Annotated in this window: 22 protein-coding genes and 1 tRNA gene; 16 read left to right on the forward strand and 7 right to left on the reverse strand. The window is 69.3% G+C overall.

The annotated features are described in order from the left end of the window. Positions 1-21 precede the first annotated feature (21 nt). From OO60_RS30615 to OO60_RS30625, 3 genes are read right to left on the reverse strand one after another with little or no spacing between them, the layout of a single operon-like run. Positions 22-1,455: an alpha/beta hydrolase gene (locus OO60_RS30615; RefSeq protein ID WP_033262627.1), complete on the reverse strand. Its 1,434-nt coding sequence runs from the start codon at positions 1,453-1,455 to the stop codon at positions 22-24. A 26-nt stretch (positions 1,456-1,481) separates the two neighbouring features. Next, the gene (locus tag OO60_RS30620; RefSeq protein ID WP_004559031.1) at positions 1,482-2,201 is read right to left on the reverse strand and encodes a hypothetical protein; all 720 of its coding nucleotides are present in this window, start codon (positions 2,199-2,201) and stop codon (positions 1,482-1,484) included. Positions 2,202-2,212: 11 nt separating this feature from the next. After that, positions 2,213-3,097 (reverse strand): ABC transporter ATP-binding protein, encoded by an 885-nt coding sequence (locus tag OO60_RS30625; RefSeq protein WP_004559032.1) that lies wholly within the window; start codon positions 3,095-3,097, stop codon positions 2,213-2,215. 108 nt (positions 3,098-3,205) lie between these two features. Between OO60_RS30625 and OO60_RS30630 the strand changes: the two genes are divergently transcribed. The 5 genes from OO60_RS30630 (at position 3,206) to OO60_RS30650 (ending at position 9,839) form a co-directional block, all read left to right on the forward strand. Next, complete coding sequence (locus tag OO60_RS30630) at positions 3,206-4,345, forward strand: sensor histidine kinase (RefSeq protein WP_004559033.1); 1,140 nt, start codon at positions 3,206-3,208, stop codon at positions 4,343-4,345. Continuing rightward, positions 4,342-4,944, forward strand: coding sequence for a response regulator transcription factor (locus OO60_RS30635; RefSeq protein WP_004559034.1), 603 nt, complete (start codon positions 4,342-4,344; stop codon positions 4,942-4,944). Before OO60_RS30630 ends, OO60_RS30635 begins: the two co-directional genes overlap by 4 nt. A 236-nt stretch (positions 4,945-5,180) precedes the next feature. Beyond that, complete coding sequence (locus OO60_RS30640) at positions 5,181-7,817, forward strand: ATP-binding protein (protein ID WP_240490832.1); 2,637 nt, start codon at positions 5,181-5,183, stop codon at positions 7,815-7,817. Positions 7,818-7,836: 19 nt separating this feature from the next. Beyond that, positions 7,837-8,613, forward strand: coding sequence for a helix-turn-helix domain-containing protein (locus tag OO60_RS30645; protein ID WP_033262628.1), 777 nt, complete (start codon positions 7,837-7,839; stop codon positions 8,611-8,613). Positions 8,614-8,690: 77 nt separating this feature from the next. Continuing rightward, complete coding sequence (locus OO60_RS30650; RefSeq protein ID WP_033262675.1) at positions 8,691-9,839, forward strand: 4-hydroxybenzoate 3-monooxygenase; 1,149 nt, start codon at positions 8,691-8,693, stop codon at positions 9,837-9,839. Positions 9,840-9,965: 126 nt separating this feature from the next. Here the strand turns inward: OO60_RS30650 and OO60_RS30655 are convergent, their stop codons facing one another. Further along, complete coding sequence (locus tag OO60_RS30655; RefSeq protein ID WP_004559038.1) at positions 9,966-11,207, reverse strand: S53 family peptidase; 1,242 nt, start codon at positions 11,205-11,207, stop codon at positions 9,966-9,968. Between the two features lie 420 nt (positions 11,208-11,627). Here OO60_RS30655 and OO60_RS30660 point away from each other — a divergent pair, with 420 nt between their 5' ends. Both OO60_RS30660 and OO60_RS30665 read left to right on the forward strand, forming a co-directional pair. Then, positions 11,628-11,816 (forward strand): helix-turn-helix transcriptional regulator, encoded by a 189-nt coding sequence (locus OO60_RS30660; RefSeq protein ID WP_004559039.1) that lies wholly within the window; start codon positions 11,628-11,630, stop codon positions 11,814-11,816. After that, positions 11,816-13,228 (forward strand): tyrosine-type recombinase/integrase, encoded by a 1,413-nt coding sequence (locus OO60_RS30665; protein WP_004559040.1) that lies wholly within the window; start codon positions 11,816-11,818, stop codon positions 13,226-13,228. The genes OO60_RS30660 and OO60_RS30665 overlap by 1 nt, the downstream gene beginning before the upstream one ends. A gap of 112 nt (positions 13,229-13,340) precedes the next feature. On the opposite strand, the gene OO60_RS30670 is transcribed toward OO60_RS30665, so the two are convergent. Continuing rightward, positions 13,341-13,414 (reverse strand) — tRNA-Leu (locus OO60_RS30670). A 176-nt stretch (positions 13,415-13,590) separates the two neighbouring features. On the opposite strand from OO60_RS30670, the gene OO60_RS30675 reads away from it, so the two are divergent. The 7 genes from OO60_RS30675 to OO60_RS30710 all read left to right on the forward strand — a co-directional run bounded on the left by OO60_RS30675 (position 13,591) and on the right by OO60_RS30710 (position 20,591). Continuing rightward, the gene (locus tag OO60_RS30675; protein ID WP_004559041.1) at positions 13,591-14,193 is read left to right on the forward strand and encodes an ANTAR domain-containing response regulator; all 603 of its coding nucleotides are present in this window, start codon (positions 13,591-13,593) and stop codon (positions 14,191-14,193) included. Between the two features lie 423 nt (positions 14,194-14,616). Then, a complete protein-coding gene (locus OO60_RS30685; protein ID WP_004559043.1) occupies positions 14,617-15,798 on the forward strand; it encodes a branched-chain amino acid ABC transporter substrate-binding protein in 1,182 nt (393 codons plus the stop codon). A 118-nt stretch (positions 15,799-15,916) separates the two neighbouring features. Continuing rightward, positions 15,917-16,903: a branched-chain amino acid ABC transporter permease gene (locus OO60_RS30690; protein ID WP_004559044.1), complete on the forward strand. Its 987-nt coding sequence runs from the start codon at positions 15,917-15,919 to the stop codon at positions 16,901-16,903. Further along, a complete protein-coding gene (locus OO60_RS30695) occupies positions 16,900-18,045 on the forward strand; it encodes a branched-chain amino acid ABC transporter permease (RefSeq protein ID WP_004559045.1) in 1,146 nt (381 codons plus the stop codon). Before OO60_RS30690 ends, OO60_RS30695 begins: the two co-directional genes overlap by 4 nt. Beyond that, positions 18,042-18,968 (forward strand): ABC transporter ATP-binding protein, encoded by a 927-nt coding sequence (locus OO60_RS30700; protein WP_004559046.1) that lies wholly within the window; start codon positions 18,042-18,044, stop codon positions 18,966-18,968. Before OO60_RS30695 ends, OO60_RS30700 begins: the two co-directional genes overlap by 4 nt. Next, on the forward strand, positions 18,955-19,668 hold the full coding sequence (locus OO60_RS30705) for an ABC transporter ATP-binding protein (RefSeq protein ID WP_004559047.1): 714 nt from the start codon (positions 18,955-18,957) through the stop codon (positions 19,666-19,668). Before OO60_RS30700 ends, OO60_RS30705 begins: the two co-directional genes overlap by 14 nt. 161 nt (positions 19,669-19,829) lie before the next feature. Beyond that, positions 19,830-20,591 (forward strand): alpha/beta hydrolase family protein, encoded by a 762-nt coding sequence (locus OO60_RS30710; protein WP_004559048.1) that lies wholly within the window; start codon positions 19,830-19,832, stop codon positions 20,589-20,591. Here OO60_RS30710 and OO60_RS30715 read toward each other — a convergent pair. Then, positions 20,557-21,528: a LysR family transcriptional regulator gene (locus tag OO60_RS30715; RefSeq protein ID WP_033262630.1), complete on the reverse strand. Its 972-nt coding sequence runs from the start codon at positions 21,526-21,528 to the stop codon at positions 20,557-20,559. The genes OO60_RS30710 and OO60_RS30715 overlap by 35 nt on opposite strands. A 4-nt stretch (positions 21,529-21,532) precedes the next feature. Then, positions 21,533-21,973 carry a hotdog fold thioesterase gene (locus tag OO60_RS30720; RefSeq protein WP_004559050.1) on the reverse strand — a complete coding sequence of 147 codons (441 nt, stop codon included), beginning with the start codon at positions 21,971-21,973 and terminating at the stop codon, positions 21,533-21,535. Between the two features lie 62 nt (positions 21,974-22,035). Here OO60_RS30720 and polA point away from each other — a divergent pair, with 62 nt between their 5' ends. Further along, the gene (polA, locus tag OO60_RS30725; RefSeq protein ID WP_033262631.1) at positions 22,036-24,777 is read left to right on the forward strand and encodes a DNA polymerase I; all 2,742 of its coding nucleotides are present in this window, start codon (positions 22,036-22,038) and stop codon (positions 24,775-24,777) included. Positions 24,778-24,877: 100 nt separating this feature from the next. Continuing rightward, on the forward strand, positions 24,878-25,405 hold the full coding sequence (locus OO60_RS30730; protein WP_033262676.1) for an EF-hand domain-containing protein: 528 nt from the start codon (positions 24,878-24,880) through the stop codon (positions 25,403-25,405). Positions 25,406-25,501: the final 96 nt, after the last annotated feature.

The raw sequence follows: 25,501 nt of genomic DNA on the forward strand, positions 1-25,501 counted from the left end.
GCACCGCACCGCCGCCCACCGTCAGCTCCCCGCGGCGCAGAAGGTGTCGTCCGGCCGCTTCCCGCTCACCAGGTATTCGGTCACGAGCGCGTTCCCGCACTTGCTGGGCGTGAACAGGTAGGCCCCGTGCCCGCCCTGGTCGATCGTGATCATCCGGGCGCGCTCGCCGAACGCGGCGCGCAGCTTGCGGGCCCCGGACAACGGCGTGCCCGGGTCACGCTGGTTCTGCACCATCAGCACGTTCGCCGGGCCGTCGCCGGTGATCCGCACCCGCGGCTCGGCCGGCGGCGCCCAGTACGCGCACGCCGCGATGTTCGCGCTCGCCGCGCCGAGCAGCGGGTAGCGGACCCGGTCGACCGCGACGTCCAGCTGGTAGCTCGCGATCGAGCGCGGCCACGCCGAGTCGCCGCAGATCACCGCGAACCGGGACGCCAGCAGGTTTTCCACCCCGGTCACCGGTTCCGCCGGCGGCTTCGGGGCCCGGCCCTGGTCGAGCCCCTGCCAGTCCTCGGCCAGCTTCGTCAGGTCCGTTGAGTACAGGCCTTCGAACGTCAGGCCGCGGAAAACCGAGCCCGTGATGCCCTCGATCGGGGTGCGGTCCAGCCGCGTGGCCAGTTCGTGGAACTCGGCCGTCACCTGCGCGGGTGTCGTGCCGAGCCCGTACTCCGGGTGTTTCGCCGCGAAGGCCGCGAAGTCGGGGAACCGGTCCTCCATGCCCCGCCCGAAGCCGCGCATCGCGTCGATGTCGTAGCCGCCCGGCCCGAGGTTGCTGTCCAGCACGATCCGGTCGCTGCGCTCGGGGAACAGCGTCGTGTACACCGCGCCCAGGTAAGTCCCGTAGGACGCGCCCAGGAACGACACCTTCGGCTCGCCGAGCGCCGTCCGGATGCGGTCCATGTCCCGCGCGGTGTTCGCCGTGGTGACGTGCGGCAGCAGCGATCCGGTCTTCGACCCGGCGCACTGCGCGGCTTCCCGCTTCGCGAGCGCGGCCTGCTTCACGACGTCGGCCGGTCCGTTCGCGTACGGCAGGTTGCCGACCGCGATCTGCTCCGGCGTCAGGTCGCACGTCACCGGCGTGCTGTGCGCGACCCCGCGCGGGTCGAACCCGATGATGTCGTAGGTGTCGAGCACTTCCTGGGGCAGCTTCACGTACTTCAGCAGCTGCGGGTAGTCCAAGCCACCGCCGCCGGGGCCGCCCGGGTTGGTCAGCAGCACGCCCCGCCGCTTCTGCGGGTTTTTGCTCGGCAGGCGCGACACGGCGACGTCGATCGTCCGCCCGCCCGGCTCCCGGTAGTCCAGCGGGACCTTCAAGGTCGTGCACTGCAGGTCCGGCGTCGGGAACGCCCCGGCCGGGCACGGTCCCCAGTCCACAGTGTTCGGTGCGGCGGCGGCCGTGGGGACGACGGTCGTCGCGCCGAGCACGGCGATCGCGGTCACCAGCAATACTTTGCGCATCGGAATTCCTTTCGTTCGCACCGCGCTCAGCGGCGCGGTTCCCAGCGGAAGAGCCGCGTCGCCAGCACGACCGCGACGAAGACCCAGGCGAGGGTCGGGGCGAAGAGGAGCAGGGAGCCGGCAGCCGGTTTCCCGCCGTTCCACGCGTCGAGCACCAGCTCGGCCGCCGACCCACCGGGCAGCAGGCGCTTGAGCAGCGTGAGCTCGCCGGTGCCGGTGAGGCCGACCCAGCCGGCCACCGCGATCACGCCCAGGCTGATCGGCAGCGTGGTGACCTGCGCGTGTTCCGGCGAGTTCGTCAGCCCGGCCGTGGCCAGGCCCAGCGCGAGCATCATCACCACGGTGGCCACGACGGCGGCGGCCAGCAGCAGCGGGTTCGCCGGCTTCCCGGTGACCACGGCCAGCACCGCGAGCAGCACGGCGATCTGGACCACCGCGATCGCGGTGACCGGCAGCAGCAGCCCGCCGAGGATCCCGGCGTCCCCGGCCGCGGTCGAGCGCAGCCGCTTGAGGAACAGGTTCTGGCGGCGGGCGGCCAGCGTCGTCACCGTCGTCGTGTAGAGGCCGATGCCCAGCACGAAGAACAACGTCAGCGTCGCGATGTAGCCGAAGCTCCCCAGCTCGGCGAAGACGTCGTGCCGGGCGATGAAGAACGCGCTGAGCGCTGCCGGCAGCACCAGGGCGGTGACCAGCACGAGCCGGTTCCGGAAGAGCTGGCTCAGCTCGGCGCGAGCGATCGTCAGCATGGTTGCTCCTTTCAGGAGTTTTCGATGGCGCGGAAGACGTCGTCGAGCCGCGTCGGCCCGGCCTGCAGGTCGAGCAGCTCCACGGCCTGGTCCTGCGCCCAGGCGAGCAACGTGTGCAGGTCCTTCTGCAGGCCGAAGGTCTCGACGAAGAACTTGCCGTCCCCGCCCCGCGTGGCGAGCAGCGGCGGCGACGGCGCGCGCGCCGGGAGTCCGAAGTGGATGGTCGAGGGCAGCGTCCTGGTCAGCTCGGCGACGGTGCCTTCGCGGTGGAGGGCACCCTGGTGCATGAGCCCGATGCGGTCGGCGCGCTGCTGGGCTTCCTCGAGGTAGTGCGTGGTGAGCACGACGGTGGAGCCGGCTTCGCGCAGCCGGTCGACGGCGTCCCACAGCGCGTCCCGCGACTGGATGTCGAGGCCGGTGGTGGGCTCGTCGAGGAAGACCAGCTCGGGCGTGCCGTAGACGGCGGTGGCGAAGTCGAGCCGCCGCTTTTCCCCGCCCGAGAGCTGCCCGACCTTGGTGCCCGCCTTGCGGGTGAGCCCGGCCACGCCGAGCAGGCGCCCGACGTCGTCGTGCCGTCCGGTGAGCCGCCCGACCAGCCCGACGGTCTCGCGCACGGTCAGGTCGGCGGAAAACCCGCTCTCCTGCAGCATGATCCCCAGCCGCGGGCGGACGGCGGCGCGGTCGCGGGGGTCCTTCCCGAACACCCGGACGGCACCCGAGGTCGGCGCGCGGTGGCCTTCGACCGTCTCCAGGGTCGAGGTCTTGCCGGCGCCGTTCGTGCCGAGCAGGGCGTACAGCTCCCCGCGATTCACTTGGAACGAAAGGTCTTTCACGGCGGGGAAACCGCCGTAGGTGAGGGTGAGGCGATCGACGTCGATGACCGGTGTCGTGGACATGCCCCGGAGTCCACCGTGGATCGGCGCGGCCCGGCAGTGCGGCGGCGTCACCCGGATATGTGACGTGGTGTCACTGGTGGTGCCCGCTCAGCCGGATACGCTCGGCTGGTGGAGGTGCCGACGATCGCGCGCAGGACGTCCTGGACCGGCGGGAAGGTCCAGGAACGGCTGCGCCGGCTGAACCTGATCACGACCGTCCCGCCGCTGGCGCTCGTCGGCGTGTTCCTGCTGCTGGCGACCGCCCGGTCCTGGTGGCACGTCGTCATCCAGGTCGCCGGGCTGCTCGCGGCGCTGGCGACGGCCGAGCGCTGGACCGCGGGTGACTACCTCCGCGTCGCGCGGCCGAGCCTGGCCGTCACCGCGGTGGTGTGGCTGGCCGGGTCGCTGACCGACGACACGGCCGCGTTCTTCGGGCTGTCCGTGGTGGGGTCGTACCTCATCCCGCCGCTGCCCCGCCGCCGGCTCGCCGCGCTGGCCGGGCTGACGGTCCTGATCGCGGGGCTGGGCGCGGCGAACGTCCTCGTGCACGACGACCGGATCGGCTGGCGGCTGTTCCAGTTCGCGGCCGTGCCCGCGGCCGCCATGCTGGTCTCGACCGCGTTCATGTTCGTCAGCCAGCGCTTCTTCGACCTGATCGCCGAGCTCGAACAGTCCCGCGATCGTGAGGCGGACCTCGCGGTCACGCGGGAGCGCGTGCGCTTCGCGTCCGACCTGCACGACATCCAGGGGCACACCCTGCACGTGGTCAAGCTGAAGGTGGCGCTGGCCGAGAAGCTGCTGGACCGCGAACCGGACCGGGCGCGCGAAGAACTGCGTGAGGTGCACGACCTGGTCGGCGACACCATCGTCCAGACCAGGGAACTCGCCTACGCCCAGCGGCGGCTGAACCTGTCCGCCGAGCTGGAGAACGCGAAGAACCTCTTCGAGGCCGCGGGGATCCACGTCCGCGTCACCCGCGAGTCCGAAGTGGACACCACCGCGGGCGAGCTGCTCGGCCAGGTCCTGCGCGAGACGACGACCAACATCCTGCGGCACGCCGAAGCCCGCCAGGTGGGGATCACGCTGTCCCGGCGCGGGATCGCGATCGTCAACGACGGCGCCCCGGACACCGGCCCGCTCGAGCTCGGCGGGCTCGCGGTGCTCCGGCACCGCTTGGCGGAGCACGGCGCCGAGCTGGAAGTCTCCCACTCCGACGGCCGCTTCCGCACCGCGGCGGCCTTCCCGGCGCCGAAGGAGGCCCGACGATGACGACGGTGGTGCTCGCCGACGACGAAGCCCTGCTCCGCAAGGCACTGGCGGCGCTCCTGCCGCTGGAAGGCGAGATCACGGTCCTGGCCGAGGCCGACGACGGCGAAACAGCGGTCGCGGCCACCCTCGAACACCGGCCGGACGTGCTGGTCATCGACCTCGAGATGCCCCGCGTGGACGGCCTCGGCGCGGTCGAGCGGATCCGCCGGGCTCGGCCGGAGCAGGTGATCCTGATGCTGACCCGCCACGCCCGCCCCGGCGTGCTCCGCAAGGCGCTGAAGCTCGGCGTCCAGGGGTTCGTCAGCAAGGCGGCGGAACCGGCCCACATCACCGCGGTGATCAGGACCCTGCACGCGGGCAAGCGCTGGATCGACCCGGACGTCTCGGCCCTCGCCGTCGTCGACGACTGCCCGCTGACCGACCGCGAGCTGGACGTCCTGCGCGCGACCCGCGAGGGGTTCGCGGTGGCCGACATCGCCGGGCAGCTGCACCTCGCGGAGGGCACGGTCCGCAACTACCTGTCCAACGCGATGCAGAAGACCCAGACCCGCACCCGCCACGAAGCGGCCCGATACGCCCGCGAGCACGACTGGCTGTAGCCCAGCACCTCCCGCCAGAACGCCGAAAGCGCTCGCGGGTCGTGGGCGTCGAACGCGGACAGCAGCGGTCCTCGATCCCGCGTCCTTGTCTTGTCCAGTGCGAAGCGGCCATTCGAGTGAGAACACCCCAGGGGAGTGGGACCCACGTTCATCATGGTCCGAACGGTGAACTCGGGTGAGACCGGCGGGGCATGGTGATGACGAAATCGACGGCAGCGGTTCACCGTACGATCGTCGTGGTCGACGTCGAGGGGTTCGGCGGGTGGCAACGGACGAATCACCACCAGCTAGCGGTCCGGCGCGGGCTGTACAGCTGCCTGCGCACCTCCTTCGACAGCGCCGGCATCCCCTGGGAGTCCTGTGAAACGGAAGACCGCGGTGACGGCGTCTTGATCCTTGCGCCGCCGGAAGTGCCGAAAAGCCTCTTCGTGGAGGCACTTCCCGCCCAGGTGGTGGACGCCCTCGCGGAGCACAACCGCCTGCACGGACCCGAAGCCCGCATCAGGTTGCGCCTCGCGGTGCACGCAGGAGAAATCAACTACGACGACCACGGCGTCACGGCTGCGTCGGTGAACTTGACGTTTCGCCTCGCCAACTCTTCCGAGCTGAGGGCCGCTCTGGCCGGGTCGCGGGGCATACTCGCGCTCATCACGTCGAACTGGTTCTTCGACGAGGTGGTGCGGCACAGCATCACCGCCAGGCCCGGCACCTACCGAAACGTGACTGTCGCAGCCAAAGAAACCGTCACCTCGGCGTGGATTGCCCTGCCGGACAACCCGTACAGCGTCAACCCGGCGAGACAACCGAGTCCTGCAGCCGAACGCCGCGTGCTACCGGTACCCCGGCATCTCCCGGCGAGCACCGCCCACTACACCGGCCGCCGCCCCGACATCGCCAAGCTCGACTCGTTGCTCGCCGAGCCGGGGGCGAGCGGGCCCGGGGAAACCACGATATTCCTGATCGTCGGCGCAGCCGGGATGGGCAAAACGGCGCTGGCCGTGCACTGGGCGCACGCGGTGAGAAGCCAGTTCACCGACGGCGACATCTACATCGATCTCCACGGCTACGACCCGGTCGCGCCCACGCCGCTCGAGCAGATCCTGGAGCGAGTGCTCAGGGCGTTGGGTGTCACCACCCGGGACATGCCGGCGGACCTCGAGGGACAGGCGGCGCTCTACCGCTCACTGCTGGCCGACCGGCGTGTCCTGATCGTCCTCGACAACGCCGCCACACCGGAGCAAGTCCGCCCGTTGCTCCCCGGATCGGCCACGTGCCGGGTGCTGATCACCAGCCGCCACCGGATGTCCGGCCTGGTCGCCCGGGAGGGCGCCGCCCGGTTGACCCTCGATCCGCTTCACCCGGCAGAGGCGTACTCCCTCCTCGAGCAGATCGTCGGTGAAGACCGGGTCGCAGCCGACGGTGCTGCGGCTGCCGAGATCACGCGCGCCTGCGCATATCTTCCGCTCGCGCTGCGCATCGCTGCCGAACGCGTCGCCGCGCACCCGAGACTCGCCCTCGCCGAACTGGCTCGCCAGCTGTCCGGCGAACGCGACCGGCTCGACCTGCTGGCCGCGGACGACGACGAGAGCACGGCCGTGCGCGTCGTGTTCTCCTGGTCCTACCGGGCGCTGCCGCCTGCCGTTTCCCACGTGTTCCGCCTGCTCGGCCTGCACCCGGGCCCGGACATCTCGATCCCGGCGGCCGCGGCGCTGACCAACCTCACCATCGAGCAAACCCGGCGCAACCTCGACGCTCTCGCCAGCGTGCACCTGGTGGAGGAGGTCGACCACAACCGCTACCGCCTCCACGACCTGCTGCGGTTGTACGCCGCGGAGCGTGCCGGCGAGGACGAAACCGAAGCCGACCGCAGCGACGCCAAACTGCGCCTGCTGACGTGGTACCTGCATTCCGCCGACGCCGCGGACCGTCAACTCGCACCACGTCGACGCCACGCCCCGCTCGGCGAACCACCCGTCGGCTGCCGTCCGCTGACGTTCGAAACCCAGGGGCGGGCTTGGCAGTGGTGCGAGGCAGAACGCCTCAACCTGGTCGCCGCGACCAGACATGCCTCGGCCGAGTCGCACCTGGACATCGCGTGGCAGCTCCCAACCGCGTTGTGGGGCTACTTCACCCTGCGAACGCCCTGGGTCGACTGGATAATCGCCTACCGGATCGGACTCGCCGCGGCCGAGCAGCAGGCCAACCGGAGCGGATACGCCTGGCTGCTGGCGGGCCTGGGAATCGCCTACCGCAACCTCCGCCGGTACGACGACGCGATCGACAGCTTCGAGCGCGCCCTCGACGTCTGGCGAGAACTGGGCGATCGTTACGCCGAGGCGTGGACGCTGGGAAGCCTGAGCATCGCGTTGTGGGAGCTGGAGAGGTTCACCGACGCCTTGGCGTGTTCCCAGGAGGCGCTCACGCTGTTCCACGCAGTGGACAGCAGATACGGCGAGAGCCAGGCTCTGCACTGCTTCGGCGACGCCTGCCGCGGTCTCGGACGGTACGTCGAGGCGATCGACTACCTCCAGCAGGCACTGCTGTTGCGACGCGGAAGCAGCGACCCGGGTGGCGAATCCCAGATCCTCAAAAGCCTCGGAGACACTTACCGGGACCTCGACGAACTGGACAAGGCGGAAGAGCATTACCGGCAGGCCCTAGCAATGTGGCGAGAGGTGGGCGACCGCTGGAGCGAAGCGAGGAGTCTCACCGCCATCGGCGACGTAGCGAAGACCGTCGGCAACGCGGACACGGCGGTTGAATGCTGGCGCCAGGCACTGTCGATCTGCGAGGAACTGGGTGCTCCACAGACCGCGGAGATCCAGGCCAGGCTGAAACACGCGGCAAACGCGGCTGCGAGCAAGAGGCAGTGAACCGGTAAGCTGCCGTCTGATGCAGAAAACCCGCCAATCCTCCGCGCGACCGGACGAGCGGACGCCGCACGGCGCAGGCTGGCTCCCGCACGGTTTTCACCTCGCCAGCCACTCCCACGGCGACGGTCAGCTGGTGTACGCGGCAGCCGGGGCCTTCACCACCACGACCGAGTACGGGACCTGGATCGCGCCCGCCGACCGGATCACCTGGACGCCGCCGGGTTTCGAGCACTCGCACCGCTTCTACGGCCGGACCGATGCCCGCATCCTCGCCGTCCCCGCCGAGGAGTGCGGCGCCCTGGTCGAGCACCCCTGCGTGTTCGCGGTGTCGCCCCTGCTGCGCGAGGGCGTTCTGGCGCTGACCGGCGACCGGACGAAATCCGCCGACGCGGACCGGCGGCTGCGCGCGGTGGTGCTCGACGAACTCGGCGAGATTCCCGAGCAGTCCTTCCACCTGCCCGAGCCGCGCGACGACCGGCTGCGCGCCGCGACCGATCTCCTGCACGCCGACCCCGGCCGGAACACGACCCTGGCCGGACTGGGGCGGGCCGTCGGGACCAGCGAACGCACCCTCAGCCGCCTGTTCCACACCGACCTCGGCATGAGCTTCCACCGCTGGCGCACCATCCTGCGCATCCACCACGCGCTCATCCGGCTCACCGACGGCGACTCCGTCACCGACACCGCGATCACCTGCGGGTGGTCGAACCCCTCGACCTTCATCGAAGCGTTCACCGCCGTCGTCGGGCAAACCCCCGGGCGCTACCAAGCCGGCCTGCGCGACCGCGAAGAATAGGCATATTGGCGGGTTTCCGTTATCGCGCGTCAGGTTATCGGTGGACGGCAATAGCCGACCTGGCCACAGTGGTGATCATGACTCGAACAGAAGAAAACACCACCGCGGTCATCGTGGGCGGCGGGGTCGCCGGGCTCGCGCTCGGCACCTTCCTGCAGCGCAGCGGAATCCGGTGCGTCATCTTGGAAAAGCACAGCCGCGAGTACGTCGAGAACCGGCAACGGGCCGGTGCGCTCGACGCCCGTGGCGTGCGCATGCTGCACGAATGGGGAGTAGGCGAGGCCGTCGAAGGGGCCGCCCACGATTCTTCCGACGAGCCGATGCCGCTGATCATCGACGGTGAAGAGCGCGAATGGAAGATGGACGACCACGAGGACGCCGAAAGTGTCTTCCTCCCGCAGCAGATCCTGGTCCGAAACCTGATCAGGGTGTTCCTGCGGGACGGTGGCGACCTTCGTTTCGAGGCCGACGACATCTCACTGGACGGTCTCGACACCGAGCATCCCCGGGTGCGCTACCGGGACGTTGCCGGCTCGACCGCGGTGATCGGCTGCGACTTCGTCGCCGGTAGCGACGGCCACCAGGGCGTCAGCAGAGCAGCCATTCCCGACGGCTTCCTCACCTGTCACACCCACGAGTTCGGCTACGCCTGGCTGACTGTCATGACGGAGGTGCCCGCGCATCCACTGGCCGTGATGGCGGTGCATTCCCGCGGCTTCGCCGCACAGATCACCCGCGGTCCGAACGCGAGCCGTGTCTACCTGCAGTGCCCGGTCACCGACACCATCGAGGACTGGCCGGACGAACGCGTCTGGACCGAGCTCGGAAAGCGGTTCGGCGGACCTGTGCCGAGGGGTCCGATCATCAGCAAGCAGGTCGTGCCGCTGCGCGGCGTGGTGTTCAGCCCGATGAGCTACGGCAGGCTCCACCTCCTCGGCGACGCAGCGCACTTGATTTCCCCGATGAGCGCGGAGGGAATGAGCCTCGCACTGCACGACGCCGAAAAACTCGCCCAAGCGATCATCCGCCAGGTCGAAAAAGACGACGGGAGCCTGCTCGAGAGCTATTCGGACACCTGCCTGACCCACACCTGGGAGAGGCAGGCGGCCGCGATCTCGATGACCGACACGATGCACGACGCCGGTGACATCACCTACCGCGGAGAGTTCCTCAAGCATGTCGCACGAGCGAACCTGGAGAACCTCCTCCGGCCACGCAGACACTGACCCCGGCGAACGATCGGATCGAGGCCGTTGACCAAAACCCCCAGCGCCGGCCGGACGGGCCTTCCGAACAGATCTCGTGACGAGCCGCGACCAGCGCTCCCGCTTCACGCCGTTCACGGACTCGGGTCAGCCGATCTGCTGTACCAGTGCGGGGACGAACTTGGCCGCGTCGACGGTGCCCCAGCCCGAGACGATGTCGAAGCCCGTCGCCGCCGAGTAGCCTGGGACGCCGTTGTAGCCGTTGCTTCCCGAGGTCACGTCGACGATGCCCTTGGCGGTTCCGCCGCTGCCGAGTGCGTAGAGCGCCGGGTTGATGAAGCCCAGGCCTTTGCCCGCTTTCTGCGACGCCAGTGCGACGACAGCGGCGAAGAGCGGCGACGACTGCGAAGTGCCTGAGGTGCCGAGCAGCGAGATGTCCGGCAGCGATCGCCCGGTGGCGTGGGTCGTCTTGTCGACCTCGCTCTGCCAAGCGGGTGCACCGTACTCGTGCGAGACGCCGCCGCCCGAGCGCGGCCAGACGGTGTCGGGGGAAGTCCTGGTGCCGTTGGAGTTCTGGTGCAGCACGGTCCCACCGACGGCGGTCACGAAGGAGCTGGCCGCCGGGAAGCTGACGACCTTCTTGCCCCAGGGGGTGTCGTCCTTCTTCGTTCCGGTCGAGCCGTCGTCACCGCTGGAGGCGGTCACCGTGATCCCCGCGTCGGTCGCCTTCTTGAAGTGCGCGTCGAGGGTGTGCAGCTGCGCGGAGCTGTCGAAGTCGTCCTCCGGCGTGCCGAGGCTCATCGAGATCACCGTGGCGCTGTGGTGGTCGGCCAGGTAGTCGATGGCCGTCATCATGTCCGGGAATCCGTCCATGCCCTGGGTTTCCGACGTCGGGGTGGCCACCACGAGGATCTTCGCCTTGGGTGCGAGGGTGTGGAACATCGCCACATCCAAGTCGGTCTCGCCGCCCCAGCTCGAGCAGTCGCTCGGAGTTCCCGGGTCGCTGCAGGCGGGAACCTTGCCGGCGGGCTCCAGGACCTGGACGTCGGCGGCGGGCAGGCCGTGTGACCGGGAATAGCTGTCGATGTAGGCCTTGATGTTCTTGTCGCCGTAGGAAACCACCGTCGCCAGTACGGTGCCGGTGCCGTCGATACCCTGGTCGAACAGTGGCTTCGTGTTGTAGGCGACCTGCAGCTTGTTCACGGTCGCGGCCAGCGCCCGGTCGGTCAGCGCCGCGCGCTCTTCCGGCGTCTTCGCGCCCGCGAGCAGTGACGCCGCGGCGCTGAAAGCGTGGTGCTTCACAGTGGGGGCCGCGGTCGCCGACGTGCCGGTTCCGCTCAGTGACACAGCGGTGGCGACGCAGGCGGACAGCACGAAAACCCGGCGCATACGTGGAACCTTGCCGAACCCAGCAGACATTCTCATCCCTCCGGAGTCCGCACGCTCGACGCGTGCCGGCTGGAGTAAATCGCGGTCGCGCCGCCAGGGGTACGGCCATTGGTCGCTGATCGGCAGATATCCGAACAAAGCAGTAAAACTGACGGAACGGACATCGACAGCCTCGTTTTCGCAGGTCAGCCCTGTACGGCTTCCCCGCCTGGTACGGCTCAAGCCGTACCACCGTCACTGCACTGGTACGGCTCAAGCCGTACCACGAAACCAAGTCGTACCGCACCTGACTAGGCAAAACGAGGCTGGTACGGCTGGTACGGCTTACCCCCTCAGCACCGACAACCGACCAAACCAGAACCGAGGAGAGCCCATGCGCATCACCGCCACCCGCACCGCGACCCGAAGGGCTCACCACCGATGGCCATGCCACGCCAACACCTCACCATCGCCGAACGCTGCGCCGAACTCGCCGTAGCCCGCTCGACCTTCTACGAGTGGCGCGCCAAGAAGCGCGCGCCCCGCTGCATCAAGCTCCCGAACGGAGAGATCCGCATCCGCCGAATCGACCTCGAAATCTGGCTCGACAACTGTGAGGAGGCCGCCTGATGGACACGACCTACGACGTCAAGATCTGGAAGATCGAGACCCGTGTCTGGAAGTCGAAGACGAGCTACCGCGTCGTCTGGTTCGTCGCCGGCGTGCGCTTCGGTGAGACGTTCGAGACGAGTGCTCTGGCCGATAGCTTCCGCTCGGACCTGGTTGCCGCGTCACGACGCGGTGAGGCTTTCGAGCGCACGCAAGGTCTCCCGGTCTCGAAGCTGCGGGAAGAGAACGAAATGCCGTGGTTCGACTTCGCGTGCAAGTACGTCGATATGAAGTGGCCACGGGCCGCCGGGAAGTCGAGGGCGGGGAACGCTGATGCGCTCGCCAGTGTGACGCCGGCGTTGCTCAAGACGACCCGGGGCGCGCCGGACAGCAGGACGCTTCGCCGGGCGCTCACCGGTTGGGCGTTCAACACCAAACGCCGCGATGAGCCGAAGCCGCGAGAGGTTGAGCAGGCGTTGAAGTGGCTCAAGACGAACACCGCGCCGGTGTCGAGGCTCAACGACAAAGCCGTGCTCCGGGAAGTGCTGGAAGTGCTCTCGCTCAAGCTCGACGGAAAGCAGGCTGCCGCAAAGACCGTCAACCGCAAACGCGCAGTTCTGTTCAACGCGTTGGAGTACGCCCACGAACTGAAGCTGTTGACCGCAAATCGACTTTCCGAAGTGAAGTGGACGGCCCCGAAGTCGGTGCGGGCGATCGATAAGCGCGTGGTCATCAACCCGAGGCAGGCGAAGAGCCTGCTGTCCGAAGTGGAGGCACAGCGGATCGAAGGGCAGCCGCGCCGGTCGTCTGGGCCGATGCTGGTCGCGTTCTTCGCCGTCATGTACTACGCGGCTCTCCGGCCGGAGGAAGCGGCCATGCTCCGCAAGTCGGACTTGCAGCTACCCGAAGAGGGGTGGGGCGAGCTGCTGTTGTCGGAGACCGCGCCGATCACCGGCGCCGCCTGGACAGATAGCGGGGAACGCCGCGACCGCAGGCAGCTCAAACAGAGGGGAAAGGGGGAGGTCCGCGCAGTGCCGTCGCCACCGCCGCTGACGGCGATCCTGCACACGCACCTGACCACGCTCGGCACGGCGGCCGACGGGCGGCTGTTCCGGAACCTGACTGGGGGAGACCTGGCCGAATCCACGATCGGCCGGGTCTGGGACAAGGCGCGTAAGGCGGCGTTCTCGGACGACGAGTACGCCTCTCCGCTGGCAAAGCGTCCCTACGACCTCCGGCACGCCTGCGTGTCGACCTGGTTGGCCGCTGGGGTGCCGTCTACGCAGTGCGCGGAGTGGGCCGGCCACTCCGTCGCCGTGCTCCACCAGATCTACGCCAAGGTGATCGCAGGCCTGGAGTCCGCCGCCCACGACCGCATCGAGAAGGCGCTCGACTGGCAGGGCGACGAGGGCCCGACTCGCGGGGGCGCATAGGGGGTGGAGGGTCGTAGACGGCCGGACAGAGCCAGACACGACCGGACTCACGAGAACGGCCCCTGACCGGATAAGTCCTGGTCAGGGGCCGTTCTGTGCTGGTGGGCCACTGTGCCCCCGGTGAGATTCGAACTCACACTGGACGGGTTTTGAATCCGTTGCCTCTGCCAGTTGGGCTACGGGGGCGTGACGTGGTGACTCTACGGGATCACCGGACCCCGTCCGTGGCCGGGTCGGGGAGTGTCATGCTGGCCACTTCGTGGTGAACGCCATCTCTTCCACTGGATCGTTCCCGGTAGGCTTCAGGTTCGCGGAACGCCGCGAAAATGCCCACGTCCCGCCGAGTCTTCAGGAGGACCCCGGTGACCGATCAGGCTACCGAGGCCAACGTGCCGCAGCGTCGGGTGCTCGTCGCGGAGGACGAGGCTCTCATCCGGCTTGACCTCGTCGAAATGCTGCGGGAAGAGGGCTATGAAGTCGTCGGGGAGGCCGGTGATGGTGAGCAGGCCATCTCGCTCGCCACCGACCTCAAGCCCGATCTCGTGATCCTCGACGTCAAGATGCCCAAGCTGGACGGCATCGAGGCCGCCGCCAAGATCACCGGTGACCGGATCGCCCCCGTTGTCATCCTCACCGCCTTCAGCCAGCGGGATCTCGTCGAACGGGCCCGGGATGCCGGGACCATGGCCTACCTCGTCAAGCCCTTCGCGAAGCGGGACCTCGTGCCCGCCATCGAGCTCGCCGTCAGCCGGTTCTCCGAGCTGCAGGCCCTCGAAGCCGAGGTTGCCGGGCTCACCGACCGGCTCGAGACGCGGAAGGTCATCGACCGGGCCAAGGGGCTGCTCATGAGCCGGCAGGGGCTCACCGAGCCCGATGCCTTCCGCTGGATCCAGCGCACCGCCATGGACCGGCGGACCACCATGAAGGCCGTCGCCGAGGCCGTCGTGGAGAGCATCGGGAGCTGATCCACCCGAAAAGGGGGTGGCCGCCGTCGCGGTCACCCCCTTTTTCGTGACGCTCCGGGTGCCCGAAAGGGCGTACTTGGTACCTTTGCGAGCCTTCCCGGCGTGGCCGGGGACCATGATCGACGCCGGGTCCGTAGACTCTGCACACCTTGCGCCGGGCGTCAAGGGGCAGTCTGCGGGCTGCCGGGCACCGAGAGTCACCACCCGCTGGTCGTATTACGACGAGCGGGTGTAAACCATACGTTAATACTCGTGACGACCGTCACGATGTGGCTACAAGAGCACGTGTGACTCTGTGCAACGGCCCCCGGGGCGGCTACTTTCAGCGGCCAGTCAGGTCCCACGCCGGGACAGCCGCCCGACCGGGCGGCCAGGTGGCATTTGGAGGAACGAGTGCAGAAAGCACGACTTGCGAGGGTCATCGTGCTGGCCAGTGTCGGGGCCATCGCCCTCAGCGCGTGTTCGGCGCGGACGGACAGCGGCTCGAACAGCAACAGCTCGAGCTCCCAGTCCCAGGCCGCGGCGCCGTCCGCCGCCGCCGACGCGGCCGACCCGGCCGGCGACGGCAAGGCCCAGTGTGCCCCGACCTCCATCGCGTACGCGGGCACCATCAACGGCGCCAACGCCGCGCTGGGCGTCAACATCCTGAACGGCGCGAAGCTCGCCGTGGACCAGCACAACAAGGCCAACCCGGGCTGCCAGGTCAAGCTGGAGCAGTTCGACACCGAGGGCACGCCGGACAAGGCGCCCGGCATCGTGACGCAGATCGTCAACACGCCGGCCATCATCGGCGTCGTCGGCCTGCCGTTCTCGGGTGAGTCGAAGGCCGCGGGCAACATCTTCAACGGTGCCGGCCTGGTCACGGTCACCCCGTCGGCCACCAACCCGACGCTGTCCCAGAACGGCTGGAAGACCTTCTTCCGCGGTCTGGGCAACGACAACACCCAGGGCCCGGCCGCCGCGAAGTTCATGACCGGCGACCTCAAGGCCAACAAGGTGTGCGTCATCAAGGACGACTCCGACTACGGCACCGGCCTGGCCGCCTCGACCATCCAGGCGCTGGGTGACAAGGGCACCTGCCAGGACAGCGTCAAGACCAAGCAGACCGACTTCTCGGCCGTGGTCAACAAGATCAAGAGCGAGAAGCCGGACGCCGTCTTCTACTCGGGCTACTACCAGGAAGCCGCGCCCTTCGCGCAGCAGCTGAACGACGCCGGTGTCACGGCCAAGTTCGTCGGCCCGGACGGCGTGAAGGACGACGAGTTCGTCAAGGGCGCCGGCGAGGCGGCCGCGAACGCGTACTTCACCTGCCCGTGCGTCCCGGCTGACCAGTTCACCAAGTTCACCGACGCCTACAAGGCCGCGGTCGGCAAGGACCCGGGCACCTACTCGCCCGAGGCCTACGACCTGGCGACGATCCTGCTCAAGGGCATCGACTCGGGCAAGAAGGACCGCGCGGGCATGCTCGACTTCGTCAAGAGCTACGACGGCCAGGGCATCACGAAGCACTTCAAGTGGGACGACAAGGGCGAGCTGTCCAGCACGACCGTGTGGACCTACAAGGTCGAGGGCGGGAAGATCGTCCGCAACACCGAGATCAAGTAGCGCAACGCTTCCGTTCTGATTACCGGGGTGCACGTCCGGCGGCTGGATCCCGCCGGGCCTGCACCCCGGTCCCACATGGAGAACTAGTGTGTCATTGACTCATGACCTGAGCTCGGCCGTGCTGGTCCACAGCGACAGCTGGATCACGTTCGACGTGAACGCGTTCCTGGACCAGTTCTGGAACAACACGTTCGACGGCCTGGCCTACGGCAGCATCTACGCACTCGTGGCGCTGGGGTACACCCTCGTCTACGGCGTCCTGAAGCTCATCAACTTCGCCCACTCCGAAGTCTTCATCTACGGCGTCTACGCCACCTGGTTCACCTTCTACGGCCTCGGTTTCCGGCCCGGCAACACGCCCACGCTGACGGTGGTGGAGCTGGTCGGCTTCCTGTTGCTCGCGCTGCTGGCGTCGATGGCGGTGTCCGGCGGCACGGCGGTGGTCCTGGAACGGGTGGCCTACCGGCCGCTGAGAAAACGCGGGGCGCCGAAACTGGTCTTCCTGATCACCGCGATCGGCGCGTCCTTCGTGCTGCAGCAGCTGATCTTCATCTGGCGCGGCGGCAACCCCGAACTCGGCATCCGCCTGATGCGCAACGAAGAGGTCTTCACGCTCTTCGGCGGCAGCATCACCAACGTCACGATCATCACGGTCGTCGCCTCGATCGTGCTGATGCTGGGCGCCAACTACTTCGTCAACAAGACCAAGTTCGGCCGCGGTATCCGCGCGGTGGCGCAGGACCCCGACACGGCGACGCTGATGGGCGTCAACAAGGAACGCGTCATCATGCTGACCTTCCTCATCGGCGGCCTGCTCGCCGGTGCGGCGGCGCTGTTCTACATGATGAAGATCCCGCAGGGCGCGTGGTACCAGGGCGGCTTCCTGCTCGGTATCAAGGCGTTCACCGCGGCGGTGCTCGGCGGTATCGGCAACCTGCGCGGCGCGCTGCTGGGCGGCCTGCTGCTCGGCGTCGCGGAGAACTACGGGCAGTCGCTGTTCGGTGGCGGCTGGCGCGACATCGTCGCGTTCGTGCTGCTGGTGCTCGTCCTGATGATCCGGCCCACCGGCATCCTCGGTGAGTCGCTCGGAAAGGCCCGGGTATGACCACGACCACGACTCCGCCGGCGGCCGCGACCGCCAAGAAGCGCTCGTTCGGCGAGCGCTGGAACAACCTCAGCCGCGTGCAGCAGTGGGGCATCCTGATCCCGCTGGTGGTGCTCATCTACTTCCTGCCGGTGCTGAACCCGCCGATCCTCACCACCCAGCCGGGGTACGACTTCCCGATCGCGATGTTCGAGGTGGCCCGCTACGCGCTGGTCGCCATCGGCCTCAACGTCGTCGTCGGGCAGGCCGGCCTGCTGGACCTCGGGTACGTCGGCTTCTTCGCCATCGGCGCGTACGTGATGGCGCTGTTCACCAGCCCCGACTCGTCGCTGTCGCACCTGCCGTTCCTCGTCGTGCTGCCGATCGCCATGGCCGTCACGATGGTCTTCGGCGTGATCCTCGGGACACCGACGCTGCGGTTGCGCGGTGACTACCTGGCGATCGTGACGCTCGGCTTCGGCGAGATCGTCCGCCTGCTCGCCGACAACGTCGGCCCGCTGCGCGGCAACTCCGGGTTCAAGGAGGTCGGGCACCCGCCGGGCACGAACGCCGACGGGTCGCCGCTGTTCAACAACTCGAACGGCATTCCCTGGTACTGGCTGTGCGTGACGCTGATCATCGCCGTGCTGTTCCTGGTCGGGAACCTCGAGCGCAGCCGGGTCGGCCGCGCGTGGGTCGCCATCCGGGACGACGAGGACGCGGCCGAGATCATGGGCGTCCCGACGTTCAAGTTCAAGATCTGGGCGTTCATCAGCGGCGCGGCGATCGGCGGCCTCTCCGGGGCGCTCTACGCCGGGCAGCTCGGCTTCGTGAACAACCAGAAGTTCGACGTCGTGACGTCGATGCTGTTCCTGGCCGCGGTGATCCTCGGCGGTTCGGGCAACAAGGTCGGCGTCCTGCTGGGCGCGTGCGTGGTCGCCTACGTCCCGCTGCGGTTCCAGGCGATCGCCGAGTACAAGTACCTGATCTTCGGCCTGGCGCTGATCATCCTGATGATCTTCCGCCCGCAGGGCCTGCTCGGTGCCCGCCAGCGCCTGCTCGCCTACGGCAGGCAGGCGTACCAGCGGCTGCTGGGCCGGGGCGAGCAGATCAGCAGTGACGGTGCGCTGCAGACCGAACCGACCCCGGGGAGCAAGCCATGACCGACCCCCAGAACGGCGGCCCCGAGGTCGTCGCGGAGGGCGGCCTCGTCGCCGAGCTGCAGCACATGACGGCCGAGGAGCGGGCCGAGCACGACGCCGAGGTCGCCGAGGTCGTCGCGCCGGACCGCGAGATCGACGTCGAGGTCGGGCAGACGCTGCTCGAGGTCGACAACGTGACCATGCGCTTCGGCGGTCTCGTCGCGCTCGACCAGATCTCCTTCGACATCCGCCGCGGGGAGATCCTCGGCCTGATCGGGCCGAACGGCGCCGGCAAGACGACGTGCTTCAACGCGATGACGGGCGTCTACCGGCCGACGTCGGGTGAAGTCCGGCTCGAAGGCAACGCGCTCGGCAAGACGTCGCGGCACGGCATCACCCAGCTCGGCATCGCCCGGACGTTCCAGAACATCCGGCTCTTCAGCGAGATGACCGCGCTGGAGAACGTCGTCGTCGGCACCGACGCGCGGCACAAGACCAGCCTCCTCGGGGCGCTGCTGCGGCTGCCGCGGCACCACCGCGAGGAGAAGGCCGCCGTCGAGAAGGCGATGGCCCTGCTGGAGTTCGTCGGCATCGCCGACCGCGCGGCCGACCGGGCGAAGAACCTGCCCTACGGCTACCAGCGGCGCCTGGAGATCGCGCGGGCGCTGGCCACCGAGCCGAAGCTGCTCTGCCTGGACGAGCCCGCGGCGGGCTTCAACCCGGCGGAGAAGGAAGACCTGATGGGCCTGATCCGGACGATCCGCGACGACGGCTACACCGTCCTGCTGATCGAACACGACATGAAGCTCGTGATGGGCGTGACCGACCGGATCGTGGTGCTGGAGTTCGGCAAGAAGATCGCCGAAGGCGTGCCGGCCGAAATCCGCGAGAACCCCGCGGTGATCGCGGCCTACCTGGGGGTGCCTGACGATGACGTTGCTTGAGTTGTCGGACGTGTCCGTCCACTACGGACGGATCCAGGCGGTCTCCGGGCTGTCCATCCAGGTGAACGAGGGCGAGGTCGTCACGCTCATCGGCGCGAACGGCGCCGGCAAGTCGACGACCATGCGGGCGATCTCCGGGATCCGGCCGATCTCGTCGGGGAAGATCACCTTCGCCGGCGAGGACATCTCCAAGCTGCGCGGTGACCTGCGGGTGGTCCGCGGGATCTCCCAGGCGCCGGAAGGCCGGGGCATCTTCCCCGGCATGACGGTGATGGAGAACCTCGACATGGGCGCCTACGCCCGCAAGGACCGCAAGGACCTCAGCGCGGACCTGGAGCGCGTCTTCGAGCTGTTCCCGCGGCTGGCGGAACGCAAGACCCAGATGGGCGGCACGATGTCCGGCGGCGAGCAGCAGATGCTCGCCATCGGCCGCGCCCTGATGGCGAAGCCGAAGCTGCTGCTGCTGGACGAGCCCTCGATGGGCCTCGCGCCGCAGTTCATCCAGCAGATCTTCCGGATCATCACGGAGATCAACAAGCAGGGCACCACGGTGCTGCTCGTGGAGCAGAACGCGCAGCAGGCGCTGTCCCGCGCCCACCGCGCGTACGTGCTCGAAACCGGCCGGATCACCAAGACCGGTACCGGCAAGGAGCTGCTGGCGGACAACAGCATCAAGGAGGCGTACCTGGGCGTCGGCTGACGTCCCGGAAGCCCCGAACCGGCCCCGTGCGCTCCGGCGTGCGGGGCCGGTTCGCGTTCCCGGCGACAACCGGTGGTTGTCGCCGGCGCCGGAACGGCTGTTGGACCCGGCCCGCTCTCCGGCGGTTTGCTTGTCGCACAAGCAGAACGAGGGAGAACGAAATGATGGAAGGGACCGCGGCCGGCGTGCCGTTCGTGGCGGTGCCGCCGGCGGACGAGACTGCTCCGGCGGCCTTGCTGGCGGGCTGGCACCTGATGGATTCGCCGTCCAGCGAGCAGGCGATGGCCGAGGCCGTCCCGATGGCGGGCCTGCAGGCGTGGCGCGTGTACTTCGGGCTGCCCCTGTCCGGGAAGCGGCTGCCCGAGGGCGGCCCCGCGGAGGTGTTCCGGCGGGCGGGTGAGGACGCCGTGCTGAACGTGTTCGGGCCGGTGACCGAGCAGGCGGCGGGCGAGTTCCCGGCGGCGCTGGCCGAGCTGCGCGACCGGCTGCCGGGCGCGACCGGGCCGCTCGGGGTGTTCGGCGGCTCGGCCGGGGCACTGGTGGCCCTGGAGGTGCTGGCGCGCGGGGACGCCGCGATCACGGCGGCCGCGGTCGCGAGCCCGGTCGTCCAGCTGGCGCCGGTGATCGCGGCCAACGAGCGCCGTTTCGGGGTGGCCTACGCCTGGAGCAAACGTTCGCGGGAGGTCGCGGCGCACCACGACTACGTCGACCGGGCACCCGAGCTGACCGCGCCGCTGCTGATCGTCACCGGCGCGGACGACGACGTCGCCGTGCGCGAGCCGGCCGAGGCGCTGCGCGAGAAGGTGGGGGCCGAGCTGGTGACGGTCGAGGGGATGGCCCACGAATTCCCGCCGGGGACACCGGAAGCGGCGCGCGTCGACGCCGCCTTCACGGAGTGGTTCGCGCGGCGGCTGCGAGGCTGACGTCGTCGTCCGGCAGCCACGCGTGCGCCGGGTCCTGGGCGCACCAGTCCTCTTCGCGGCTGGTGCGCCCGGCCAGCGCCAGCAGCCGCCGCAGCGCCGGGTGCGCCTTGCCGCGCCGCCAGACCAGCGACCACGGGAACAACGGTGACGGCTCGAACGGCAGCACCTTCAGATTGAGCTCCGGCGCCAGTTCCATGTCGGCGCCGGCCAGGGTGACGCGCCGCTTGCCGTACCGCGTCTGCTCGAGGGTGTGCCGCAGGTCGTAGCTGACGCCGGAGTCGTCGATCGGCACCCCGAACCGGGTGCACATCGCCTGCAGGTAGGACAGCCACTCGGCGGGGCCGCGCAGGCCGGGCAGCCAGATCCCGTCGGCGCGCAGCTCGTCCAGCCGCACCACGTCCTGCACGGCGAGGGGGTGTTCCGGCGCGAGCAGCGCGACCAGCGGCTCGAGCCGGACGACCCGGTGCTCCAGCTCCTCGGGCAGCGGCCGCTCGCCGCCGGTGACCCGGCCGAAGGCGGCGTCGAGCTCGCCGGACAGCAGCGGCTCGACGGCGTTGGCGAACCCGCCGCCGGCGACCCGGTCGATCTCCAGCCCCGGCTCGCGTTCGGCGAGGCGGCGGAGCAGGAACATGGGGGAGAGCCGGTAGTCGAGGACGTCGAGCCGCAGCGGCCGGTCTTCGGCGCCCACCGCGGCCACCGCCGCGCCGGCCACCCGCAGCAGCTCGCGGGCGTGCGGCAGGAACCGCTCGCCGTCGGCGGTCAGCTCGACCGCGCGGGGCGTGCGCAGGAACAACGGCGTCGCGAGGGCCTCTTCGAGCTTCCGGATCCGCTTCGACAGCGCCTGCTGGGTGAGGAACAGCGCCTGGGCGGCCCGCCCGAAGTGGCGGTGCTCCGCCGTCACCACGAACGCCCGCACCTGGGCGAGGTCGAGGTCCACCGGCTCAGGCGCCCGGCGGCCGGTCCCGGACGACGCAGGTGAGCCGCGCGGTGCAGGTGCGGCGGCCCTCGTCGTCGGTGAGCACGATCTCCGCGGTGATCGTGCCGCGGCCGACGTGCAGCGGCGTCGCCACGCCGGTGACCGTGCCCGAGCGGACCGCCCGGTGGTGGGTGCAGGACAGCTCGAGGCCCATCGCGGCCTTGCCGGGGCCGGCGTTGAGCGCGGCGACCGTGGAGCCGAGCGCCTCGGCGAGCACGGCGTTCGCGCCGCCGTGCAGCAGGCCGTACGGCTGGAGGTTGCCCTCGACCGGGATCGTGCCGACCACGCGCTCGGCCGTCGCTTCCAGCAGCTTCATCCCGACCTTGTCGTTCAGCTGCTGGTCCGCCGCCGCCGGGTCGATGCCCGACAGCCGCTCCACGTCGATGGGGGCGGCACTTTCCGTCACACAAAGCTCCTGTTCCTATGCGACACGTAAGAGTGTCGGACCCTCAGCCTAGACTCGGCCCCGTGAGCCCGAGTGAGAAGACGACCGTTGCCAACGCCACAGGATCCACCAGCCTCGCCGAGCGGCCGAAGCTGCTGCTGATCGACGGCCATTCGATGGCCTACCGCGCGTTCTTCGCCCTGCCCGCGGAGAACTTCAAGACGAAGACCGGTCAGGTCACGAACGCGGTCTTCGGCTTCACCTCGATGCTCATCAACCTCCTGCGCGACGAAGCGCCGACCCACCTCGCGGTGGCGTTCGACCTCTCGCGCAAGACGTTCCGCTCGGAGACCTACGCCGACTACAAGGCGAACCGCAGCACGACGCCGGACGAGTTCCGCGGCCAGGTGGACCTGGTCAAGGACGTGCTCCGGGTGCTCGGCATCCCGTCGCTGGTGAAGGAGAACTTCGAAGCCGATGACATCATCGCCACGCTCACCACGCAGGCGACGGCCGACGGTTTCGACGTCCTCATCTGTACCGGCGACCGCGACGCGCTGCAGCTGGTGACCGAGCACGTCACCGTGCTGTACCCGAAGCGCGGCGTCTCGGAGATGACCCGGTTCACCCCGGACGCCGTCGAGGAGAAGTACGGGCTCACCCCGCGGCAGTACCCGGACTTCGCCGCGCTGCGCGGTGACCCGTCGGACAACCTGCCGAGCATTCCCGGTGTCGGCGAGAAGACCGCGGCCAAGTGGATCAAGCAGTTCGGCTCGCTCGACGACCTCATCGACCGCGTCGACGAGGTCAAGGGCAAGGTCGGCGACGCGCTGCGGGCGCACCTGTCGTCGGTGCAGCTCAACCGCCAGCTGACGGAGCTGATCCGGGACGTCGAGCTGGAGGTCGCCCCGGCCGGGCTGGAGCTGCGCCCGTGGGACCGCGAGGCGGTGCACGCGCTGTTCGACGAGCTGGAGTTCCGCGTGCTGCGCGACAGGCTGTTCGCAACGCTGCAGAGCGCCGAGCCGGAGGCCGACGAGGGCTTCGAGGTCTCGGGCGCGGCGCTGGCCCCCGGCGCGCTGGGCGCGTGGCTGGCCGCGCACGCGCGCACGGGCGAGCCGGTGGCGCTGTCCTTCCGCACGGTGGGCACGTCTGTCCGGTCCGACCTGCGCGCGGTCGCCTTCGCGACGGCTGACGGCGAAGGCGCGTACGTCGACGTCACGGCCATGGACCAAGCCGACGACGCGGCGCTGGCCGCCTGGTTCGCCGACCCCGCCGTCCGCAAGACCGGCCACGACCTCAAGGTCCCGCTGCACGCGATCCGCGCCCGCGGCTGGACCCTCGCCGGGCTGGCCATGGACACCGCACTGGCCGCGTACCTGGTGCGGCCCGGGCAGCGCACGTTCGAGCTGGACGACCTCGCGCTGCGCTACCTGCACCGCGAGCTGCGCTCGGAGACCGACGGCGGCGACGGGCAGCTGTCGCTGCTCGACGGCGGCGCGGAAGGCCTGGAGCAGAAGGAGATCCAGGACGAGCTGGTCAAGGCCCGCGCGATCTTCGAGCTGGCCGGCGCGCTCGAGAAGGAACTGGAGCAGATCGGCGGCGCGAAGCTGCTCGCCGAGCTGGAACTGCCGCTGCTGGAGGTCATCACCGAGCTGGAGATCGCCGGCGTCGCCGTCGACCTGGAGCAGCTGACCACGCTCGAGGCGCACTACCTCTCGCGCGTCACGCAGGCCGCCGAAGAGGCGTACGCGGTGATCGGCAAGCAGATCAACCTCGGCTCGCCGAAGCAGCTGCAGGTCGTGCTGTTCGACGAGCTCGGCATGCCGAAGACCAAGCGCACCAAGACCGGCTACACCACCGACGCCGAGGCGCTGCAAGGTCTGTTCGAGAAGACCGAGCACCCGTTCCTGCAGCACATGCTGGAGCACCGGGACGCGACGAAGCTGCGCACGACGGTCGAGGGGCTGATCAAGGCCGTCGCCGACGACGGGCGCATCCACACCACGCTGCTGCAGACGATCGCGGCCACCGGGCGGCTGTCCTCGACCGAGCCGAACCTGCAGAACATCCCGGTCCGCACCGAGGAAGGCCGCCGCATCCGCGACGCCTTCGTCGTCGGCGAGGGCTACTCCGAGCTGATGACCGCGGACTACAGCCAGATCGAAATGCGGATCATGGCGCACCTCTCACAGGACGAGGGGTTGATCGAGGCGTTCAACTCCGGCGAGGACCTGCACACGTTCGTCGCGTCGCGGGCGTTCTCCCTGCCGCCGGAGGAGATCACGCCGGAGCTGCGCTACCGCGTCAAGGCGATGTCGTACGGCCTCGCGTACGGCCTGTCGGCGTACGGGCTTTCGCAGCAGCTGCGCATTTCCACCGAAGAAGCCAAGGAACAGATGGAGGCGTACTTCGCCCGCTTCGGCGGCATCAGCGACTACCTCCACTCGGTCGTCGGCGTCGCGGCGAAGAACGGGTACACGGAGACGGTCTTCGGCCGCCGCCGCTACCTGCCGGACCTCAACAGCGACAACCGCCAGCGCCGCGAGATGGCCGAGCGGATGGCCCTCAACGCCCCGATCCAGGGCAGCGCGGCCGACATCATCAAGGTGGCGATGCTGAACGTCCACCGCGCGCTCGTCGAGGCGAAGCTGAAGAGCCGGATCCTGCTGCAGGTCCACGACGAACTGGTGCTCGAGGTCGCGGAAGGGGAGAAGGAACAGCTGGAGAAGCTCGTGCGCGAGGGCATGGGTTCGGCGTACTCCCTTGCTGTGCCGCTCGAGGTTTCGGTCGGCTACGGCCGCTCGTGGAACGAAGCCGCCCACTAGCTTTCGCTACTGCGCGTCACGGCCCGGATCACCGGGTCGTGGCGCGGATGTACTCGGGCGGCCGTCGCCGCGCGTCACGCCCACGATGATGCTGGGCGCCATGGCCAGTGACTTCCAGCGACGCAAGATCTCCGGCGTCTTCGGCGCCATGGACCACGACCGCGACGGCTACCTGACGGAGGCGGACTTCCGGGCTCTCACCGCGCGGTGGCTCGACCTCCGCGGCACCGACGCGGGCACGCCCGGCGGGCGGCGGCTCACCGGCATCATGATGGGCTGGTGGGGCACGCTGGACGACGCCGCCGGTGGCGACGGCAAGGTCAGCGTGGACCAGGTCCTGCGGGTCGTCGACGAACTCCCGAAGATGCCGGGCGCGGTCACCGGCACGGCGGAGGCGGTGTTCGAAGCCGTCGACGAGAACGGCGACGGCGTGATCTCCGCGGCCGAGTACCACCGCCTCATCACGGCCTGGAACGGCGTCGAGACGCCGACCGACGAGGTGTTCGCGCTCCTCGACACCGACGGCGACGGCCGGCTGTCCCGCGAGGAGTTCACCGGGCACTGGTACGAGTTCTGGGCCGGCGACGACCCGGCCGCGCCCGGGAGCCGCGTGTTCGGGCGAGTGTGATCCGGCGTTGCGCCGAACGGACGACTCCGTTCGGGTGAGCCATTACCGCTGGGTAAGTGGGTCGGCGCCACCGCGTGGCGATCACGGCGTAGGGTC

It is taken from the genome of Amycolatopsis vancoresmycina (assembly GCF_000716785.1).
Classification (GTDB): domain Bacteria; phylum Actinomycetota; class Actinomycetes; order Mycobacteriales; family Pseudonocardiaceae; genus Amycolatopsis; species Amycolatopsis vancoresmycina.